This window comes from Nostoc commune NIES-4072 (assembly GCF_003113895.1).
GTDB classification, from domain to species: domain Bacteria; phylum Cyanobacteriota; class Cyanobacteriia; order Cyanobacteriales; family Nostocaceae; genus Nostoc; species Nostoc commune.
This window is the reverse complement of sequence record NZ_BDUD01000001.1, coordinates 5,881,392-5,901,971: the sequence shown is the minus strand read 5'-3', so window position 1 is coordinate 5,901,971 and position 20,580 is coordinate 5,881,392. Positions and strand designations below refer to the sequence as shown.

Below are 20,580 nucleotides of genomic sequence, written 5' to 3'. Positions count from 1 at the left end.
TTTGGATTCTAGATTATCCATCAGAGATTTATGGTCGCTTGACTCGACTGTGACGTTTCTGAATCATGGGTCTTTTGGTGCTTGTCCTAAACAAGTTCTGGAGTTTCAACAAAGACTGCGATCGCAACTCGAACAAGAACCCCTACGCTTTTTTGGTAGGGAGTGGGAACCCCTGCTAGACGATGCTAGAGGTAAGCTGGCGGCCTTTGTGGGTGCTGATGTCCAGGATTTAGTATTTGTCCCCAATGCAACTACTGGCGTTAACTCGGTGTTAAGGTCGCTGACGTTTTCACCAGAGGACGAAATACTCACAACCAACCACGAATATAATGCTTGCCGCAATGCACTTGATTTTGTTGCCAGTCGCACTGGTGCGCGGGTGGTGGTGGCAAAAATTCCTTTCCCCATAGACTCGCCACAGCAAGTAGTGGCAGCAGTAATTGAGCAAGTTTCACCAAAAACCCGATTAGCACTTTTGGATCATGTTACCAGCCAGACAGGGTTAATTTTCCCGATTCAAGAGTTGGCGAAGGAGTTGCAACAACGGGGTGTAGATACATTGGTAGATGGGGCACATGCGCCTGGAATGATTTCTCTCGATTTGCGAGAGATTGGCGCAGCTTATTACACCGGGAATTGTCATAAATGGCTGTGTGCCCCAAAAGGAGCAGCATTTTTGTATGTGCGACGAGATAAACAGTCAGAAATTCGTCCCTTAACAATTAGCCACGGCACAAATTCGCCACGCACTGATAAAAGCCGCTTTCAGTTGGAATTTGACTGGACAGGTACAGACGATCCTACAGCTTATATGTGTGTACCACAAGCGATCGCTTTTATGGGTTCGTTGCTACCTGGTGGGTGGACAGAATTAAGACAGCAAAATCATCAGCTAGTATTGCAGGGAAGACAGCTACTTTGTGAAACGCTGGAAGTACAGCCGCCTTGTCCAGAGGAGATGATTGGTTCAATGGCAGTTGTGCCAATGCCTACGACTCTAGAAAACCGCGATTTCATGTCTATACATGATGAGTTGTTTGATAAGTTTGGTATTCAAGTGCAATTGATACCGTGGCAGGAAAAACCTCGGCTGTTGCTAAGAATTTCGGCACAGATTTACAATACTTTAGAGCAGTATGAGTATTTGGCAAAGGTGTTAAAGGGATTGTGCTGTTAATCTAGTTTAGGAAACTGGCGATCGCATCAAGGGTCTGTTTTACACTAAGTGCTATTCTTTTAGGTGATTGCACTTAAATTGCTGAAACTAGGATAACGCTTTACATGGCTTCTGGAGCTATGCCTTCTAATCCTTTTGTGGCTGCGGGGATGATTGAAGATCCCAGGCTGTTTGTCGGTCGTCAAGATGAATTAAACGCGATCGCATCTCGGATAAAGGGCGATCAGCCTACCAGTATCAATATAGTTGGTGAGAAGCACATTGGTAAATCTTCGTTGCTGTATTATTTTGTTCGGACTTGGGAGCAGCGAGTATTACAAAACACCAATCGTTATGTGGTTGTTTACTTACCGTTACGGGGTGTAGATTGCCAAACTGAAACGGGTTTTTATGACGCTGTAGCTGAAGGTTTACTGAATCATGTTCCGGGATGGCAACAACGCAGTCTGCAAAATCCTTGGAAGAGTAAACCGCTTAATCGTCAAGCTTTTTCAGATGCGGTTAAGGAATGGAAACAGCAAGGAAAGCTACCTGTTCTCTGTTTGGATGATTTTGAAAGCCTTTTGAAATATCCTGATAAATTCGATAATGGATTTTATCCGTAACCTGCTGCAACGCCAACAGAAGTGGATTTTGCTTTTTAGTGGTTCACAGGAGTTATCTGAACTTGATGATTACTGGAGTGACTATCTAATTAACACCCGTGCTTTGCGAATGACTTACCTGCACGACTCAGAAGCCCGCGATTTGATTCAACAGCCAGTGGAGAACTTCCGCGATATCTATGAACCAACTGCTGTAGATGAAATTATCCAACTTACTCGCTGTCAACCTTATCTCGTTCAGTTGGTGTGTTATGAGGTGGTGGAGTTGCTAAACCGCGATATCAGAAGAAACAGGCGAGAAGCAGATACAGCCAAAGCTACTGCACAAGATGTTAAGGAAGTTATACCTGTTGTGCTTGAGCGAGGCGATCAGTATTTTCGGGAATTATGGAAGAGTTTAGCAGATAGCGATCGCTCTCTCCTGCGCCGGATAATTTACGGGGAAACTCCCACACAGCAAGACAAAGGCGTTGTCCGCAAACTAACGCGAAAAGAAATCTTGACTCAAGAAGGCAATGCTTTTCAAGTGCCTTTAGTACAAAAATATATAGAACAGTTGCTAGAAGAAGAATAATATAACAACCCTATAGTGGTTCTCGCTTGGGTGCAGTACAGTTTTGACCTCTCTCCAAACCTCTCTCCTTTTAGGAGAGAGGCTTTGAATCTTACTCCCCTTCCCTTGAAGGGAAGGGGCTGGGGGTTAGGTCTGTATTCCATGCAATTGGGAACCGCTATATTCAAAATTTTCATCGTTATGTGGCAACCGACATCGCTACAGGGATGACGGATATCGCTACAGGGATGACGGATATCGCTACAGGGATGACGGATGTCACTACAGGGACGACGGATGTCACTACAGAGACAACGGATGTCACTACAGGGACGACGGATGTCGCTACAGGGACAACGGATGTCGCTACAGGGACAACGGATGTCGCTACAGAGACGACGGATGTCGCTACAGAGACGACGGATGTCGCTACAGGGATGACGGATGTTACTACAGGGACGATGGATGTCGCTATAGTCGCAGTTTTGTGCTATAGCAACTGGCTAAATTCAAATTAACTATGAAATATCACAGTCAGTAGAGGCAGGAACGCCAAAAGAAAGCCATGCCACGATTGCAATTGAGGTTCTGGGGTTGCTTCTGGTGGTGCTAATAGAGCTTCTACTCTTTGTTCTAAGCGATCTGCACCAGAGGAACCTAATGCAGCACAGCAAATTTCCGATAAAACGGGGCCGCTACTAACTACTAATAAAAGTGACTCTGCTAACACCAGAGGGTCTACCTGCAATGCTGCATAACCATCGGCACGAAGTTCGCGCAAAGCTAAAAGTTCTTCCCACAAAGGCTCTGTATTCGGCAACCATGCAGTGCAAGAACGCACCCAACCCAGCCAGAAAAACCAGAACGTATCCCTGTAATAGTGATGCCCTTGCTCATGGGCTAAGACGCTTTCTAGATGAATCGGTGAGAGAGTTTGCACTAATCCTTGGCTAACTACTAATTCTGGTTGCCAAAAACCGATTTGACCTGCAAACAACGCTCCCGTTTGCAGCAGTCTAGCTCGTCTATCGCCAACGTTCACTAAAGGGCAGTTACGGGCAGATTCTACAGACTGCCAACCCTGGAAGGCAAGTTTAATGCATGAAATGGCAAAAAATGCCAAATAAATTAATGCTATTAAATAGCTAATTGAGCCTGTATACATTCCACCCATTTGTCCTTGAGGCCCCATGAACAGCACAGCGATCGCTGTCATGAAAATTAGCAAGGGGGGGAAGAGGAACAAAAATAGCGATCGCCTCCACCGCAAATTCCAATTGCCTTGGGGTTGCTTCCAAGCGGATCTTAACCACCAGGCAACTGCCAAAGCATTCAAAATCATTATTAGATGCATCATTTTTCCTCCCTGGCTTGGCGTGCAGATTGAATACGTTTGGCGATGGCTGCTATTTGCTCACTGGCTGCTTCATCTAAACTATCAGCAAAAGCAGCAATAACATCGGGGTTCCCCACTGCCAGAAATCGCTGTAACTGCTCGTGAGCTTTGATGACATCTGATTGCTGCTTACTCAGCATTGGTCGCCAGTAGAACGCTCGCTCTTTCTTGTCGCAGGCTAGCCAACCTTTATCGGTGAGGCGACGTAAGACAGTGGTGACAGAAGTATACGCTAATTCGCGGTTGGGATCGGTGAGGATGCGATCGTGTACATCCTTTACTGTGACTGAACCAAGTTCCCAGATAATATTTAAAATTTCCGCTTCTAAGGGGCCTAAAGATAGCTGTTTAGGGCGGTAATCGGGTAAAGGTGCCATAGCAATTTCAATGAGGAGTGGGGAGTGGGGAATAAGTAAATATCCGTCTCTTCGCGCTGTAACCTTGAAGCTGTAACTTTTTCCCCATAAAGATAAGTCTGTTCTTGTTTTAGATTACAAGATAGTGCAGCAGTCTGAAAGTCTATTCAGATAAAAATAGGCTTTTTGAGTATTTATTAAGGACTCTTTAAATTTAGTTAAAATCCCAGCAGATTTATTTCTCAGCGCCCTGTATGTATTAAATGACATATATTGTGCTTTTTGATGGTAAAAAATCATCTGGGAAAAATTGAGATTATAGTTAGTGACACCAACTAGGTAAAATGTTATTTGCGACAGTAGTATTAAACTAGGTGTATCCAGCGCGTGAAGCTATTCGTATACCACACTCCTGAATTAACTCCAACAGGTAAAGCGCCAGAATGTGCGATCGCAGTCGATGTCTTGCGAGCCACTAGCACAATTGCGACAGTTTTGGCAGCTGGAGGCGAAGCTGTACAAGTATTCAGCGATTTAGATCAATTAATTAAAGTAAGCGAAAAATGGCCTTCTGAAAAACGTCTGCGGGCTGGAGAACGCGGTGGCGCGAAAGTAGCTGGCTTTGAGTTGGGTAACTCTCCTCTCGACTGCACACCAGAATTAGTGCAAGGGCGTCGCTTGTTTATCAGTACCACCAATGGCACTCGTGCCTTACAACGGGTACAGGACTCCCCAAATCTATTAGCAGCAGCCTTGATTAACCGGGCGGCAGTGGTGCAATTCCTTTTAGAAAAGCAACCAGAGGCAGTGTGGATTATTGGTTCTGGTTGGGAAGGCAGTTTTTCTTTAGAGGATACAGTTTGTGCAGGTGCGATCGCTCATAGTCTTTTACAGCAAACCCAGCTTTCACCAGAAGAATTAGCTGGTAACGATGAAGTAATAAGTGCGATCGCTCTTTACTCTCAATGGCAAGATAACTTATTGGGATTACTTCACCAAGCTAGTCACGGTCAACGATTGTTGCGTCTTGACTGTCACGAAGATTTAAAATATTGTTCCCAAACTGATATTTTAGATGTTTTGCCAATACAACATGAAACGGGAGTTTTGAAAAGTAAAAATAAATAGAAAATTTGTAGAGACGCGATTCATCGCGTCTGTAGGGAATAGGGAAGAAATTTAATGAACAATGCCCCATTATTCATGCCCAATTTTCAAATCTCTAAGCATTTGCCGGAGTCTTTGTCGCCAATGAGGCGGATGTGTTTCTAAAATTGCTGAAATTTTTCCGCAAGCAAGCACAGAATAGGCAGGGCGACGGGCTGGTGTGGGATATTCGGCAGTTGTAATGGGGACAATACGTTCAACTTTCAAAGGAAAGCCTAGCTGTTGTGCTTCTTCAAAAATAGCGACGGCAAAATCATACCAGCTAGCAACGCCGCTATTAGTGTAGTGATACCTACCGCTAATTTCTGGGGTTAACTGGGGAATTGTCTGAGCTATAACTGTGGCTATATCTTGCGCCCAAGTCGGGCTACCAATTTGATCGGCGACAACACGGATTTCTTGGCGTTCTGCACCTAGTCGCAGCATGGTTTTGACAAAATTACTTTTGCCAAAGGTTCCATAAACCCAAGCAGTGCGGAGGATGAGGTGATAGGCGCAAGTTTCTTGAATTGCTTCTTCTCCAGCAAGTTTGGTTTTACCATAAATACTTAAGGGATTAGTTGCATCGGTTTCCTGGTAAGGGCGATACCGATTACCATCAAAAACATAATCGGTTGAAATATGAATTAGAAAAGCTCCTAATTTTTGGCTTTCTTGAGCAATAATTAGAGGTGCGATCGCATTAATAGCGCTAGCAAGTTCGGGTTCGCTTTCTGCTTTGTCCACAGCAGTATAAGCTGCGGCGTTAATGATGATTTGTGGCTGTTTTGATCTGATAATATTGCGGAGGGTATCGGGTTGGGCAAGGTCTACTGTTGGGCGTTCTACTGAGATAATATCGCCGTAGTAGGGGAGTATTTGTTGCAGTTCCTTACCCACTTGACCGTTGCTACCAATCAGCAAAATTGATTTACTCATCCTAATTAGTTCTTGAGCCTAACGCAATCATCAAGCTTAATCAAATACTTCAGCAGTTCTTAAAGGTTTCCCGGCTTCGTCTTTAGTTGATAAAATCGGTGGCGCACTCAAAGGCCAATCTATAGCTAAATCTGGATCGTTCCATAAAATTGTGCGATCGCCTTGGGGTGCGTAGTAATCTGTAGTTTTGTAGAGAACTTCAGCTATTTCTGAAAGCACAAGAAAGCCATGAGCAAAGCCTGGTGGTATCCACAATAGGCGTTTGTTCTCAGCACTGAGTTCATGACCTACCCATTTACCAAACGTAGGAGAACTTTTTCTAATGTCTACAGCTACGTCAAAGATAGTGCCAACAATAGCCCGGACAAGTTTACCTTGGGGTTGTTGGATTTGGTAGTGCAATCCCCGCAGAACATTTTGTTTGGAGTAAGAGTGGTTATCTTGGACGAAATTCGTAACAATACCAGTCTCTTGAGCAAATTTTTGATGGTTGTAGGCTTCAAAAAAGAAACCGCGATCGTCTCTAAATACTTGAGGTTCAAGTTGTATAACTTCGGGAATTTTAGTATGTACAATACTCATTAATATTATTTCTAGTAATTTGCCACAGTGTTAATTGTAAGAGTAATTTAATGCCTATATTTTACAGTTAGCAGGTAACACTTCGACCGTGGCTTGTGCTATTTTTAACAAGTAAATCAGGTTAGTTCAATCTGACAGTCATCGCCAATTAAAAATCGCAAAGCTTTGGGGCGACGGGGTGCAAGAACCAATTGTGCCCGTTGTCCAATCACGCTATCAATAATGCGCTGATGAATTCCAGAAATTTTAGCACTTTCTAAAATTACACTGTGTTCTAAATCGGTATCAATGAGTGTAACATTGTTAGCAATACTACTATAGGGGCCAATAAAACAGTTTTCTAAATGACAATTGCTACCAATAACTACTGGCCCCCGAATTGTGCAGTTAATTACTTTAGATTTTGCACCAATTTGGACTCGTCCAATAATCTGACTTTTACTATCAATTTCTCCAACAACTGATACTGTTAAATAGGTGTCGAGAATCAATCGGTTGGCTTCTAATAAGTCATCTTTTTTACCCGTGTCAAGCCACCAACCTTGGAGATTGTAGGCTAAAACTTGCTTTTCCTGATTAATTAGGTATTGAATAGCATCAGTAATTTCTAATTCGCTTCTGCTGGAAGGTTGAATATTTGCGATCGCATCAAAGATGAGGTGAGAAAAGAAATAAACTCCTACCAATGCCAAATTTGAAGGAGGAACTTTAGGTTTTTCAATTAGCTGTAATACTCGTCCTGTTTCATCTACCTGAGCCACACCAAAGGCGCTAGGGTTGGCAACCGAACGCAAGAGAATCAAAGCATCTGGCTGTTGTTGGCTAAATTGTTGCAAAAAGTAACGTAACTCACCTAATTGAATCAGGTTATCGCCTAAATACATGACAAAGGGAGAATCTTTTAAAAAGGGACGGGCGACTTGGACAGCGTGAGCAAGCCCAAGTGGCTGGTCTTGTATGATATAGGTGATGTTCGCTCCAAAGTATTCTCCATTTCCGGTTTTTCCTTGGACTTCTGCCCCCGTTTCCGGACTGATGATGATACCAATATCAGTAATACCAGCAGCGACCATTTCTTCAATGCCATACCATAAAACAGGTTTATTCGCAACTGGTACGAGTTGTTTTGCTCCACTATAAGTGAGAGGACGTAGACGTGTACCTTTCCCGCCTGAGAGAATTAGTGCTTTCATAAGGAGAAGAGGATTAGTTATTAGTCATTAGTCAAGATAATCTGAAAACTTGACAAAATTCAAAATCCTTACAAAGAAAGGCAGAAGGCAGAAGCAAAGAAATACTAATAAGTGCCAGGAGGCATAAGGAAGCCAGTGCGGTCTTGAAATGCATCTCAGGTGGAGCATCTGGCGTCGTCCTTACTTCAATTCCAGGTTTTTGAACGTGGGTTCCTTTCTGCCTTCTGAAATCTAAATTCTGGCGTTAGGTTATCTTTTACAGATAGCGGGATAAAACTTCGCCGGTTGCTTTTCCTGTTTTTTCCCAACTGAATTGTTGAGAATGAGTGATACCTTGGCTAGAAAGGCGCGATCGCAATACCGAATCGTTAGCGATCGCCTGCATTGCTTCTGTAATTTCTCCGGTGTTATAGGGATTAATCAGAATCGCCGCATCGCCAGCTACTTCTGGTAAGGAGGAGATATTGGAGGTAATGACGGGAGTACCACAAGCCATTGCTTCTAGGACAGGTAAACCAAAACCCTCCCAGAGACTGGGGAAAACCAGAGCGATCGCTTGATTGATAATTTTTGGCAATTCGCTGTAAGGAATATAGTCTAGGAACTTTACTTGATTATTTATACCTAGTTGTTCAACTTGCGCTTTTAAAATTGGGGTATAACGGCGATCGCTTGGCCCTGCTAACCACAGTTCATAGTCTTTGTAGTTAGGTAAGGCAGCAAAAGCACTGATGAGTCGCTGGATGTTTTTGTATGGATCTTGGCGTCCAATGTAGAGAAAGTAGTTGCGGGTAGGTAGATTTAAAGGGGAGAAGTGAGTGCGATCGTGCGCCAAAGGAATCGAAGTAATTTTGCTGGCAGGAATTTTGTAAAAATCGGTAATGTCTTTAGCTGTAGTCTGGGAGATGCAAATAATATGTTGTGCTTGCTTAAGAACTTGGGGAGTATAGTAGCGGTGGTACAGCGTGAGTGGTGAGAAGCGTTTAGCAAAACGCAACGGTATCATATCAAAAGATGTGACTACAAAACGACAGTTGCTATAAAGGGGTGCTTCTGGGAGGGGGGAGAATAAGAGGCTAGATTTGAGATTTTTATAGATTTCTGGTAGTTGAAATTGTGTCCATAGCAGGCGATTAAGATGACCTTTTGTGCCGTGGTCTGGAGTTAAATTTTGAGAAATTATATAACATTTATGCTTAGAAATAATTTGCGAAGTTAATAATGTCAGTTGGAAAGATTGAAGATTCGCAAGGATATTTAAAGCGTAGGTTGTTATACCTGTGGGTTTTGTAGACAAAAAAGATAGATTGACCAGCAAATATTTAAGTTGTTATTTAAACTGAATTTAATTATACAAACAATAGAGAAACTGTTCAGCAGATTCTTGCCATGAAAATGGCCGATACTCATTTTTTATGCGTTCTACCAAATGATTGTAGTAACTATCTGAATCAAGTAACTTTTTTAAAGCTTCGTAGAGTTCTGTTGGTTGAGTAGGATCAAAATATATGCAAAAATCACCCCCAACTTCAGGTAAAGATCCACCAATGCTAGCAATTACAGGTTTACAGTGTTGTAGTGCTTCTACAACAGGTAAGCCAAATCCTTCATAAAAGGAAGCTTGAACTAAACAGTAACAATTTTTATAAAGAATATCTAGCTGAACATCGGTAACTGAACCTAATATGTGTATAAGTGTACCATAAGCTTTGTTAGATTCTATTAAATTATCAGTTTCTAAGTGCCACCCCTTATTACCTGCAAAGATTAAATACGTGTCTTCAAAATTTGAATTTATCAGTAAATCAAACGCTGAAATAATAGCTTTAATATTTTTATGGGGCACTAGGCTACCAACTACCAAAATATATTTTTTATTTATTAATTTATTTTTGATCTCAAGATTAGTATTTTCTAATTCTAAATCATAATTATGTTTTAAGTAGTTACATCCTAAGCGAAAACTTTGGACAACCTGAGTACTATCATTAGCTAATATCCCTTCTTTTTTGGCATTATTATAATCTTCTACACTATTTTTAGATATACACAACACATTATCAAATAAAGTAGAATACTCACTATAAAATTTTGTAAAAGCTTCAGTAAACTTTTTGGAAGAGAAGTGTGGAAACTTTATTGGAATAAGGTCATAACATATAGCTACAATAGTAACTTTATGCTTTTTTAAAGCCTCTAAAAATCGGTAGTAAGTTTTAGGTAGATCCCAATTAGCATCAGCTATAACATAAATATCTCCTGGTTGGATTGTAGAACCTTCAAATTCCAGCACAATATTTTCTTTATTGACTGCGTTTGAATCAAACCAATAAATTAAAGTTGATATATCTGATAACAAATTTATAAATTTATTTTTGATTTTAGAAAGTATAACTTCAATTTTTATATTTATTTTTACTAACTCAAGATATTTATTAATTATAACGAAAACACTGTGTTCCTGCTGTTCAAGACTAGTCACTCTCTGTATGGAAATACCATTAAACATAACTGCTACTATTTCTATATCTGTACGATTTAAACTTATTTTTAATAATTCAGATGTTAATTCACGAACTACTCGATGAATGCCAGTATTTTTATATGTATGTTTTGCAGTATGAGTGCAATCTATAAATATCTTCATTTTAAAACCTAATAATAATCATTTTTATTGTAAGATTCTGATAGTTCGTGGCAGTATATCTATACCTAAGAAATTCTATAATAAAGAAACTCGATTATCACATTCTTAGGTAAGATATTTTGCTTTTTCCTTGTCTAATTACTGGCTACTTATGAGTAAGAGCTTAAACGAGCTAACTACTCAATTTCTTAAGATCATAATCAACCATTAACTCAACTAAATGATTAAAGGAGTATTCAGGCTGCCAACCTATCTCAGTCTTAATTTTATCAATGCAGCCAACTAACTGCACAGGTTCATCAGGGCGATAAAAAGCGGGGTCTACTGAGACATAATCCTCCCAATTAAGCCCAACACAGTTAAAGGCACACTCAACAAGTTCTTTAACAGAGTAAGTTTCACCACTGGCGATGATGTAGTCATTGGGTTGCTCTTGCTGTAACATCAGCCACATGGCGTAAACAGCATCTTTGGCGTAGCACCAGTCACGGCGAGCTTCTAGGTTTCCTAATTTTAATTCATTTGCCAAACCAAGTTTGATTTGAGCCACAGTATGTGTGATTTTACGAAATACAAATTCTGTACCGCGTCGAGGTGATTCGTGGGTATAAGTGATACCGCAACAAGTATAAAGATTATATTTTTGCCGATAGTTGATAGTCATCCAATGAGCATAAGCTTTCGCTACACCATAAGGGTTACGGGGACGGAAAGCAGTACGTTCGGTTTGGGGTGATTCGTCAGGTTGACCAAAAACTTCACTACTGGAGGCTTGATAGAACCTAGCATTTGGTTTGCAGCGACGGATAGATTCTAGTAAGCGAGAGACACCAAGTGCTGTGTATTCAGCCGTTAGAGCAGGCTGTGTCCAAGAAATGGGGACATAGCTTTGTGAGGCAAGATTATAAATTTCGTCAGGTTGAGCTTCAGCAATCACATCCATTAAGGAAGATTGATCTAGAAGGTCACCAGATAAAATTTGAATATTATTAGAAAAATGATTGATGCGGTCAAGATTGCTAGAACTTGAACGGCGGACTAAACCGAATACTTCATAACCTTTATCTAGCAATAGTTCAGCAAGGTAAGAGCCGTCTTGTCCGGTTAAACCTGTGATCAACGCTTTTTTTGTTGTCATACTCCCTTTTTTTAATTTTATCTCTGTAAAGACTACTATATTATTTTTTTAACCTTATGGAAGCCATAATACTTGGTTTAATACCAATTAAAATCATAGATATTCCCAAGGATAAAACGCGAAATTCAAGTATAGATAATATGTCTATAATAAATTCCAGTTTTATTTTTTCTTTATTTAAAATTTCTCGTAGCATAACTTCTTTTTTTGCTAATACTTCTATGCCAAAATTAGTAGAAATATCTGTGATCACTATAACTATATCTAAATTACTTTTATCTATTTTCTTGTATTGATATTACAGAATCATTAAAATTAATATTTTTAACTACTTGCTGTTTTTCCTTATAGGAATTCTCTACTGCTATAGCAAAATTAGTAAGCACTTTTTTGGATATATTGGGTGCAACTTTAGCTAATTCACGTCCCACATAGTCAGCAAGTTTTTTACTTTTTGCTTCAGTTGAAGAAAGTATTTCCTGGATAAATTTAGCATATAAATTAGCACATCTTTCTTGGGAATGTTCCTTAGAAATATACTTATATGCATTTTCGCTCAAGGATTGTCTGTAGTCTGGGTTTTGAGTTAGTAAAACCAGAGATTTGAATATCTCTTCTACTTCATCACTGTGCCTAGGCTGGGGTATTTTTAAGACTACATCATTGGGAAAATCAGAGAATGAACCGATATCTGTGACAATAATAGGCTTACCAACAGACAAAATTCGCAGAAGTGATGCAGAGCTTTCTCCGTTGAAAGGAAATCTTAAGTTGAGGCATATATCTGATGCTTCTATATAATGGTAAAAATCTGACATATTGACATAGCCAGTAACTTTTACTTTATTTTGTAAACTTAGCTTTCTAATTTCATCTTCTATATTAATTGTACCAAGGTAATCAGTACCACCAACAAATATTAAGTAAGCATTAGGTTGAGTTACAAGATACTTATTAAATGCATAAAGAATTTGTAGCGGACGTTTAGTATTATTAATAAATCCAAAGGTTGATATTATAAGTTTATCGTCTGGAAGACCCAACTCTTTGCGCTGATCTCTTGCTGATTTATCTTTAACAATATACTTTGGTACTATCTGAGGTATATGAACAATATGGCAATTATCATTAACAAATTCTTTAATAGCATGGTTATAAGCCCATTTGCTGTGTAATATAACTCCTAGAGAACGTGTAAAAATTCTTCTATTTACATAAATACCTACTTCAGATAAATTCTTATTAACATCTAAATTTTTTGTTTTTAAAAGGGTTAAAATTTCTACTGCTCTATCTTTTCCGTAACAGTGTTCTAGCTCTTTATCAAATTTTACACCAAGCTCTGGACAACGAGCTTCCATATCATTAATTAACCCTCCTAGATAATAGTCATGCAACACAGATATTCCCGAATATCTCATTAAGTGGGAGTATATATAAGAATGGTAACTACTATTCCCTATCTGGTAAATAATAGCTTCATATAGTTGAAATTTTAATCTTTCTTCAAATTTACTATGAGAAAATAAGTTATTACTGATGTTAATATCGGGCAAATAACTATCATCATGGTATAAATCAAGGCTAATATGTTGCACCAAGGATGGTAACAAATCCTGAGTATAGTCTGCTATACCAGATTTAGCTGGTAGAAATGGGCTAAAAAAAGCTATTTGTGGCTTTTGATTAGCTGAGATGGATACTTTCTTTAATACCTGATGCTCTTGAAACACATCGAGGATATTTTTAGCAACATATTTCCAAGAAAATTTTGCTGATTGTAAAAGTGCATTATCAGAAATTTTTTTTCTTAGGTTCTCATCAGATAGAACTTTTTGCATGATCCTAGCCATATCAGAAGGTGAGTATGGATCAAACAGTAATTCATCAGAACCTAAAATTTCTGGCAAAGATGAGCTATTACTTGCAATAGCTGGTGCTCCACATGAAATAGCCTCAAGTAGCGGTAAACCAAAGCCTTCATAAAAAGAAGGAAAAACGAATAGAGAGCAGGTTGAGTATAAAGCTCTTAATTCTTCATCTGTAACATAATTTGTTAATATTATAGATTTATTAATTTCTAATTTTGAAGCTAAACTATTTATTTCTTTACTAAAATGCTCAGAAACTTTGCAAGCAACTACTAACTGATAACATTCTTGCAAATCTTTAGGTAAGGTAGAAAAAGCAGTAACTAGCCCTTCAATGTTCTTTCGCCAATCTTCACCTCCAGTATAAAGAATAAATTTCTTGTAAATACCAAATTTCTTTGCGAAAGTTTCAAACCAAGCTTGATGTTCATGAGCTTGAATTGGAGTAAAAAAACTAGAAACACCACCTGAAACGTTTAAAATCCTCTCAGGAGATATGTCTAGGTATTTAATTACATCTTGGCGAGTAGCTTCCGAGATTGCGAATATAAAATCAGCATTTTGTATATTTCTTAAGCGCTTCATGTAAAATGAGCGTAAATTCGGATCATTTAAGTATTTATCGGAAAAAATAAGGGGAATTAAATCATAGCAGATAACAAAAACTTTTTTAGTAAAATCGCTATAGTCAGGTATTGTGGAGTCAAAACCCTCCATCGGGCTAGGTATAAATATTATGTCAACATCTGCTGCCATTAAAACAGTTTTTAACAATAGATCATTGATGTCGCAACTACCAATGTAAGGGTAATCTACAGAATTATATTGAAAGTAATTCTTATCCAGCTCTGGTGCTGGTAGAGTACTGTTAGTATATAACTGGTAACTGAGAGTATTCTGCTGTCTAAATATAGCTTCTATTACAGATTGTGTATAACGTCCAATACCTCTATTTCTAGAATTATTTGTTTGAAGAGCTTGAATATCAATAGCTATTTTCATGTTACGTTACTTCTGATTTGATTATTTACACCAGATTTTTTTTACATACCAACATAGCTACCGCACCAGGAAGGTAATTATTTTGATTATGTTCTTTTTCAGATGCTTCTAATTCGTTTTCAGTGATAGTCCAAGTGAACTCATCCTTACGTACTCCATAGGATATTTGAATTATCTTGAAATCTTGAATCAGTTTTTGGAGAGATTCTTGGTTATATATTCTATGTACTGGTGTTAAAGCTTTTTTCCCATAAGGAACTGTTAGTATGAAACTACCTTGTGGCTTTAAAAGCAAACTAATCTGTTGGACAGCTTTCACATCATAACTCTCTCCTGTTTCATCTCCATACCATCCCAAACCAATATGTTCTAGAGTAGATAAAGCGATAACGCAATCAAAACTAGCTGGCGGTAATACAGGTTTACAGATATCAGTTTGAACAAACTTCAAATTGGGATGAAATAACACTATGGGACGAATATCTATTGCTGTAACTGAATAATTAAAACTAGCTAACTCATACGACAGTAGACTTTCGGCAGCGCCTACATCTAAAATTTCTATATGCCTAGATTGATATAAATAGGCTAGAGAATGCAAGACAAAAGTCTTTTCTAAAATTCTTTCAGTAGTCTCAACCCAGTAAGCTTCACCATTATCACGATGGCCTACCCAGATTGGATCATTAAACCATAATCCACTCTTAATTTTTGCTTCCTCAGCAGAAGCGAATTGACTAGCTACATTATTATTAACTTGTAGTTCAGCAGAGAGTTGTTCTACTTTCTGCTCAAGTTGAGAAAGCTGTTCTACTTTCTGCTCAAGTTGAGAATACTGCTCTACTTTCTGCTCAAGTTTAGAATACTGTTCTACTTTTTGCTCAAGTTGAGACAACCTTTCGTTTACCTCTCTATCTCTTGTAGAATATTCATCACTTTTTTGTATTAAATTGTATAAAATTTGTCTAACAGCAGAATTATAATAAATTTGTCTTTTAAAAATAGGCCATGCTATTTTCTTTAAAATATTTTTTAACCATTTACGAATAGTATTCGTATATATCTCATTAAAAAATAGTAAATAGTTACCATCAATTTCTGTAACGTAACTATTATGTATTAATTTATTAGGTATATTTATTGCTTTATTTTGTTCATCTTGTTCCTTTTCAACAGGATGATAAAACATAACAGATTCTTGATAAACATTATAAATACGCTCTAGTATTTTTTCGTAATCCATCTGATTCTCCTGAAATTTATCATTCTTCCGAAAAGAATATAATTTTATTCTTAGCAAATTTTATAAAAACCCTAAGCAAATATCTGCCTAAGTTTATCTAATCATATAGTTGCCCTATTCACCCAGTTCATCAAATAATTTTACTTAAGACAGAATTTATAATGATAAGTAAATAATTAATATCAGGTTATTTATATTCATTAAATTTGACTTATTGAATTTAAATAGTAGTCGGCAGTTTCATCCGCATTTCCCCTAAAACGTACTTTTCCTTGATCTAACCAAATTCCTCGAACACAAGACTGTCTTATAAACTTTAAATCATGAGAAACTACTAATACAGTAGCGTTACGATTCCAAAATTGCTCAATCCTTCGCTTACACTTGTTTTTGAAACTTTCATCTCCTACCGACAATACTTCATCCAATATCAAAATGTCCGGCTGTATATCAGTGGCGATCGCAAACCCTAATCGGGCTACCATACCAGAAGATAGTCCCTTCACTGGTATTAATGCATAATCTTCTAACTCTGCGAACTCTAATATTGAAAGCGTTCTTTCCCGCATTTCTGCTCGAGAATATCCCAGTAATACACCATACAGCAAAATATTATCCATTACAGAAATTTCTGCATCAAACCCCGCTCCTAGTTCAATCAATGGAGCAATTTGTCCACGCACTCGCACTAAACCACTGGTAGGTTGCAAAATCCCAGAAATTATCTTTAATAGTGTTGATTTACCCGAGCCATTTGCCCCTATAATTCCTATTTTTTCCCCTCTTTCAACAACTAAATCAATCTTATTTAGCACCAGTTTCTTCGCAGGCTGGTGATATTTACCCTCCATAACAGACAGCAGTGTTTTCTTTAGGTCATAAGAAAACTCTTCTTGTGTCCGTCGCCACAGCGAAACTTGATCTAGGCGAATTACTTCCATTTACAGCAAATCCATAAATTGATGTCGCCACAAGTGAAAACAAACCCATCCCAGTGACAAAATAATTATGCCACTGAGTAAGGCTCCCCAAATTAAACTTAAATCCGGTAGCGCTCCCGATAGTGTAATTTGACGGATACTTTCAATAATTGGTGATAAAGGATTTAACCCTAAAAACGCTCTTACTGTTTTTGGAACAATGGCTGGCGGATAAAATACAGGACTACTGATCCAAATTACAAATATAACTAACTCATAAAAATAAGGTAAATCTCTAAAAAATACATATAAAGCGCTTACCAAAAAACCAACTCCTGTACAGACTAAAACCAGCGCTAGAAATGGAAACAGCAATGCTAGCACATTTACTAAGCTCTTAGATTTAACAAAAGTTATAATTCCTAACAAGGGCAACACTCCGACGGCAAACTGAAATACATTTGCTGCAATCATTGAGATGGGAAAAATACTGACTGGCAGGCGAATTTTATTCAAAAGTGAGCCGTTGCCCACAACACTACTCAATGCCTGAGAGGTAGAAGATGAAAAGAAGTTGATTACCACCAGCCCTGTAAACGCTGCTAATACATAGTTTGGGATTGAGTTATTGTAATACGACGCAAACGTTGCTCCAAAAATTGCAGTGTACAACCCCGTCATAATCAACGGGTTCAAGAGCGACCAATAAACCCCCAGGAATGAACCCCGGTAACGCACTTTAAGATTTCGCGCTACCAAGACGTGCAGCAATTCCCAGTAACGCCACATTTGCAACCAAGTTGAATTACTTTTAACCGAAAGCTTCATCCTTATACACCGCTATACATCACAGCTAAATTATTCGCAAATTTTATACTATTGGTGGCTACTTTACCGTATTACTTTAACAATAAAAACTTTATTTTAAAAAGCATTGTTAAACACACAAGTTACTATTGACCATTTTTATACTCTTAACCACATCTATCCCAGTAAGACCAATTGATAAATTAATTGGTTCCTAGAACTATCTGTCACAAATCATTAGGCTGCATAACTCATACAATTGTTTAAAAGTCAAAGATAATGCTTTTGAGAATGTCTGCTCAGGTGATGATCTAAGCGCTACTCTATCTAGCTAACTCAAATTATCTGGATCAACTCCCTGCGATCGCAAATACTCTGCCAATCGTTCTGCTCGTTGACGTTCTTGTTCAGCTTTTTCTCCTCGCGTTGGTACCCAACCTGCTGCATTATACCAACGCAACCACAAACCTGTTGTTTGTTGATAAGAACCTTGCCAAAGACCCAATCCTAGTTCTAACTCTTCCAGCCACAAGCGGTTCTCTGGTAAAGATATTGCCTCGTAGCGAGTGCCTATGAGTTGAAAGGCACGCAAACGATTTTCATAGCGATCGTAGACAACATAGTAGGGAACCCGCAAAATGCGTTCATATACTTCCCATTTTGTTGGAGGTCGGTTGACCTCTCGCAGTGTTTTTCCTAAGTCTTCTTGTTCTGTACCTGGTGAAAGTAATTCAACTATTAAAAATGGAACAACTCCCTCTTGCCAAATAACATAACTTAAGCGTAGGTCTTGCTGTTGGCTAGCACTAGGTAGTCCTAAAACCATGTACCAATCAGGACGCTTGTACCATAAAGTATGGCGGGGGTCGTAGTAAAGATTCAAGTCACTAGCAAGTAAAATTTCCTCAGATGGATAAGTCAGAGGCTGACAAGTTTCACTGAGCAAATCCGCCTGAATGCGGTGAAATTCATCTGGCAAACCTGATTCCCCTACTAATTCACTGGGTAAATCATACATCGTAGGCATGGTTTCTTGTGGCGGACGGGGTGGATCTGTTTGATACATGACTACTACCTTTGTTGTTTAACTCAAGCTATCTGGATTAACTTCTAATGATCGCAAATCTTCCGCCAAGCGTTGCCAAAGCAGCTATTCTTGTCCAATGCAACGAAGTTTCCATCTCTGGCTCATCACTTAACAACCGAGTTGCATCGGGCATCTGCTGTTCTAGCTGTTGCGCTGTGATAAACATCATCGTTGTACCTGTTTGATTGTTGATTTAATTTTAAGCTGTTAGATCAGGAGTTAGAAATTAGAAGTTTGGAATTTTCTTCCCCATCTCCACTGAATTTGTGAGAGCAGAGTCACGGATTCCGCTACACTGAGATTTGGTTTATCTGAAATTGTAATCAGGCATGGAAATCGGACAAAAGGTTAAAGTCTTTCGCTTGCGCGATCGCGTTTCTGCCCCTGTGGTAAAAAAACTAGGGCAAGTGGGTATCATCCAAGGCTATAAAGTCACCGATGGTCGTGGAATCGGTGTAGTGGTGCTGTTTGACGACAATACTTCCACTTGGTTTTTTGAAGATGAAATCAAACCTGTGTAACTGTAAAGAACTCAGAAGCGGGTTTTTCTTGGCTTCTGAAGTTTAAAGCACAGGCTGAGATTCTTTGTTGAGTGCTAAGTTGGAGTTGAAAAGACCGGCGGTGAAAATAGGAATCAAGTAATGGCTCTAATATTGACATTTTTGGGCAAAGGCGGCACCGCTCGTACCAAAATTGCGATCGCCGCCGCCAAATTATTGGCAAGTCAAGGCAAGCGCGTACTTCTAGCAGGACAAGCAGAACCAACCTTATCAATTCTACTAGGCACTCCCATTGCTGCTGATCCCCAAGAAATCGCTCCCAATTTGCAAGTAGTCCAGTTTCAAGCATCTGTACTACTAGAACGCAACTGGGACGAAGTGAAGAAACTTGAGGCGCAATATCTTCGCACGCCCATATTCAAAGATGTTTTTGGTCAAGAACTGGTAGCATTGCCGGGAATGGACAATGCCCTCGCCCTGAATGCTATCCGCGAATATGATGCCAGTGGCAAATATGATGCGATCGTCTACGATGGCACGGGTGACTCTTTAACGTTACGAATGTTGGGTTTGCCAGAATCTCTCAGTTGGTATATCCGGCGATTTCGGCAATTATTTGTCAACTCCGATTTGGGGAAGACGATTACTGAATCGCCCTTGATTCAGCCGCTCATTAGCAGCTTTTTCAATGTCAACTGGACAGCAGATAACTTTGCAGGGCCCACGAACCAAGTCAATAATTTCTTAGAAAAGGGGAGAGCCGCTCTTGCTGATCCTAAGCGTCTTGCCGCTTTCTTAGTGACCACAGGAGATCCCATTGAAGTAGCAAATGCTCGTTATTTGTGGGGTAGTGCTCAACAAATTGGTTTAACTGTTGGTGGTGTTCTGCTTGTGTCTACTGAGACAACTACTAATCTATCGGAGGAATTTATTCCCCTACCTGTAAGCGTTATTCCTGACTCGTCAACAGGTGACTGGCAACCACTAATAGATGCCTTACCCAACTTGGAAGCACAAGCGTTACAGGCTCCCAAACCAATTGAAATAGATATCCACAATCGTCAAGTACGCCTATTCTTGCCAAGTTTTGACAAAAAGCAGGTCAAACTCACCCAATATGGGCCAGAAGTCACGGTAGAAGCAGGAGATCAGCGACGGAATATACCTTTACCCCCGGCTCTGAGTGGCAGACCTGTTGCTGGAGCAAAGTTTCAGAATAATTATTTGATAATTTCGTTTTAAGGTATGGGAATGGGGAGTGGAGAATTGGGAGTGGGGAATGAGGGATAAGGGAGCAGGGGGAGCAAAGAAAGCAGGGAAAGCAGGGAAAGCAGATAAAAAATAACTAATGCCCAATGCCTAATTCCTAATGCCCAATGCCCAATGCCCCAATGCCCAATTCCCAATGCCCAATGCCC

The 20,580-nt window shown here is 39.3% G+C and carries 22 protein-coding genes; 7 read left to right on the top strand and 15 right to left on the bottom strand.

Annotated features, from left to right (window positions below; all coding sequences use genetic code 11):
• Window position 1 precedes the first annotated feature (1 nt).
• The 4 genes from CDC33_RS26285 to CDC33_RS26270 all read left to right on the top strand — a co-directional run bounded on the left by CDC33_RS26285 (window position 2) and on the right by CDC33_RS26270 (window position 2,853).
• Window positions 2-1,177, top strand: coding sequence for an aminotransferase class V-fold PLP-dependent enzyme (locus CDC33_RS26285; protein ID WP_181374135.1), 1,176 nt, complete (start codon window positions 2-4; stop codon window positions 1,175-1,177).
• Between the two features lie 104 nt (window positions 1,178-1,281).
• On the top strand, window positions 1,282-1,782 hold the full coding sequence (locus tag CDC33_RS40650; protein ID WP_109011417.1) for an ATP-binding protein: 501 nt from the start codon (window positions 1,282-1,284) through the stop codon (window positions 1,780-1,782).
• Complete coding sequence (locus CDC33_RS40645) at window positions 1,766-2,356, top strand: hypothetical protein (RefSeq protein WP_244919355.1); 591 nt, start codon at window positions 1,766-1,768, stop codon at window positions 2,354-2,356. The genes CDC33_RS40650 and CDC33_RS40645 overlap by 17 nt, the downstream gene beginning before the upstream one ends.
• A gap of 182 nt (window positions 2,357-2,538) precedes the next feature.
• Complete coding sequence (locus CDC33_RS26270) at window positions 2,539-2,853, top strand: hypothetical protein (protein ID WP_109011416.1); 315 nt, start codon at window positions 2,539-2,541, stop codon at window positions 2,851-2,853.
• On the opposite strand, the gene CDC33_RS26265 is transcribed toward CDC33_RS26270, so the two are convergent.
• Window positions 2,850-3,689, bottom strand: coding sequence for a M56 family metallopeptidase (locus CDC33_RS26265; protein ID WP_109011415.1), 840 nt, complete (start codon window positions 3,687-3,689; stop codon window positions 2,850-2,852). The two genes, CDC33_RS26270 and CDC33_RS26265, sit on opposite strands and share 4 nt — an antisense overlap.
• On the bottom strand, window positions 3,689-4,108 hold the full coding sequence (locus CDC33_RS26260) for a BlaI/MecI/CopY family transcriptional regulator (protein ID WP_109011414.1): 420 nt from the start codon (window positions 4,106-4,108) through the stop codon (window positions 3,689-3,691). The genes CDC33_RS26265 and CDC33_RS26260 overlap by 1 nt, the downstream gene beginning before the upstream one ends.
• 366 nt (window positions 4,109-4,474) lie before the next feature.
• Between CDC33_RS26260 and CDC33_RS26255 the strand changes: the two genes are divergently transcribed.
• Window positions 4,475-5,215, top strand: a complete 741-nt coding sequence (locus tag CDC33_RS26255; protein ID WP_109011413.1) for a 2-phosphosulfolactate phosphatase family protein — start codon at window positions 4,475-4,477, stop codon at window positions 5,213-5,215.
• 69 nt (window positions 5,216-5,284) lie between these two features.
• On the opposite strand, the gene rfbD is transcribed toward CDC33_RS26255, so the two are convergent.
• The 13 genes from rfbD to CDC33_RS37950 all read right to left on the bottom strand — a co-directional run bounded on the left by rfbD (window position 5,285) and on the right by CDC33_RS37950 (window position 18,831).
• Complete coding sequence (gene rfbD, locus CDC33_RS26250; protein WP_109011412.1) at window positions 5,285-6,172, bottom strand: dTDP-4-dehydrorhamnose reductase; 888 nt, start codon at window positions 6,170-6,172, stop codon at window positions 5,285-5,287.
• 36 nt (window positions 6,173-6,208) lie between these two features.
• A complete protein-coding gene (rfbC, locus tag CDC33_RS26245) occupies window positions 6,209-6,754 on the bottom strand; it encodes a dTDP-4-dehydrorhamnose 3,5-epimerase (RefSeq protein WP_109011411.1) in 546 nt (181 codons plus the stop codon).
• A 116-nt stretch (window positions 6,755-6,870) separates the two neighbouring features.
• Window positions 6,871-7,947 (bottom strand): glucose-1-phosphate thymidylyltransferase, encoded by a 1,077-nt coding sequence (locus CDC33_RS26240; protein WP_109011410.1) that lies wholly within the window; start codon window positions 7,945-7,947, stop codon window positions 6,871-6,873.
• A 256-nt stretch (window positions 7,948-8,203) separates the two neighbouring features.
• Window positions 8,204-9,244, bottom strand: a complete 1,041-nt coding sequence (locus tag CDC33_RS26235; protein WP_244919354.1) for a glycosyltransferase family 4 protein — start codon at window positions 9,242-9,244, stop codon at window positions 8,204-8,206.
• Between the two features lie 48 nt (window positions 9,245-9,292).
• The gene (locus CDC33_RS26230; protein ID WP_109011408.1) at window positions 9,293-10,594 is read right to left on the bottom strand and encodes a glycosyltransferase family 4 protein; all 1,302 of its coding nucleotides are present in this window, start codon (window positions 10,592-10,594) and stop codon (window positions 9,293-9,295) included.
• A gap of 172 nt (window positions 10,595-10,766) precedes the next feature.
• The gene (locus CDC33_RS26225; RefSeq protein WP_109011407.1) at window positions 10,767-11,732 is read right to left on the bottom strand and encodes a GDP-mannose 4,6-dehydratase; all 966 of its coding nucleotides are present in this window, start codon (window positions 11,730-11,732) and stop codon (window positions 10,767-10,769) included.
• A 40-nt stretch (window positions 11,733-11,772) separates the two neighbouring features.
• On the bottom strand, window positions 11,773-11,985 hold the full coding sequence (locus CDC33_RS26220) for a hypothetical protein (RefSeq protein ID WP_109011406.1): 213 nt from the start codon (window positions 11,983-11,985) through the stop codon (window positions 11,773-11,775).
• Window positions 11,986-12,007: 22 nt separating this feature from the next.
• Window positions 12,008-14,605 (bottom strand): glycosyltransferase, encoded by a 2,598-nt coding sequence (locus CDC33_RS26215; protein WP_109011405.1) that lies wholly within the window; start codon window positions 14,603-14,605, stop codon window positions 12,008-12,010.
• Window positions 14,606-14,630: 25 nt separating this feature from the next.
• Entirely contained in the window at window positions 14,631-15,848 is a 1,218-nt protein-coding gene (locus CDC33_RS26210; RefSeq protein ID WP_109011404.1) for a class I SAM-dependent methyltransferase, read from the bottom strand.
• Window positions 15,849-16,048: 200 nt separating this feature from the next.
• On the bottom strand, window positions 16,049-16,789 hold the full coding sequence (locus CDC33_RS26205) for an ABC transporter ATP-binding protein (protein WP_109011403.1): 741 nt from the start codon (window positions 16,787-16,789) through the stop codon (window positions 16,049-16,051).
• A complete protein-coding gene (locus CDC33_RS26200; RefSeq protein ID WP_109011402.1) occupies window positions 16,790-17,596 on the bottom strand; it encodes an ABC transporter permease in 807 nt (268 codons plus the stop codon).
• A gap of 310 nt (window positions 17,597-17,906) precedes the next feature.
• Window positions 17,907-18,641 carry a Uma2 family endonuclease gene (locus CDC33_RS26195; RefSeq protein WP_109011401.1) on the bottom strand — a complete coding sequence of 245 codons (735 nt, stop codon included), beginning with the start codon at window positions 18,639-18,641 and terminating at the stop codon, window positions 17,907-17,909.
• Between the two features lie 37 nt (window positions 18,642-18,678).
• On the bottom strand, window positions 18,679-18,831 hold the full coding sequence (locus CDC33_RS37950) for a hypothetical protein (RefSeq protein ID WP_244919353.1): 153 nt from the start codon (window positions 18,829-18,831) through the stop codon (window positions 18,679-18,681).
• A 160-nt stretch (window positions 18,832-18,991) separates the two neighbouring features.
• On the opposite strand from CDC33_RS37950, the gene petP reads away from it, so the two are divergent.
• Window positions 18,992-19,183: a cytochrome b6f subunit PetP gene (gene petP / locus CDC33_RS26190; protein WP_109011400.1), complete on the top strand. Its 192-nt coding sequence runs from the start codon at window positions 18,992-18,994 to the stop codon at window positions 19,181-19,183.
• Between the two features lie 120 nt (window positions 19,184-19,303).
• On the top strand, window positions 19,304-20,404 hold the full coding sequence (locus CDC33_RS26185; RefSeq protein WP_109011399.1) for a Get3/ArsA fold putative tail anchor-mediating ATPase NosAFP: 1,101 nt from the start codon (window positions 19,304-19,306) through the stop codon (window positions 20,402-20,404).
• Window positions 20,405-20,580: the final 176 nt, after the last annotated feature.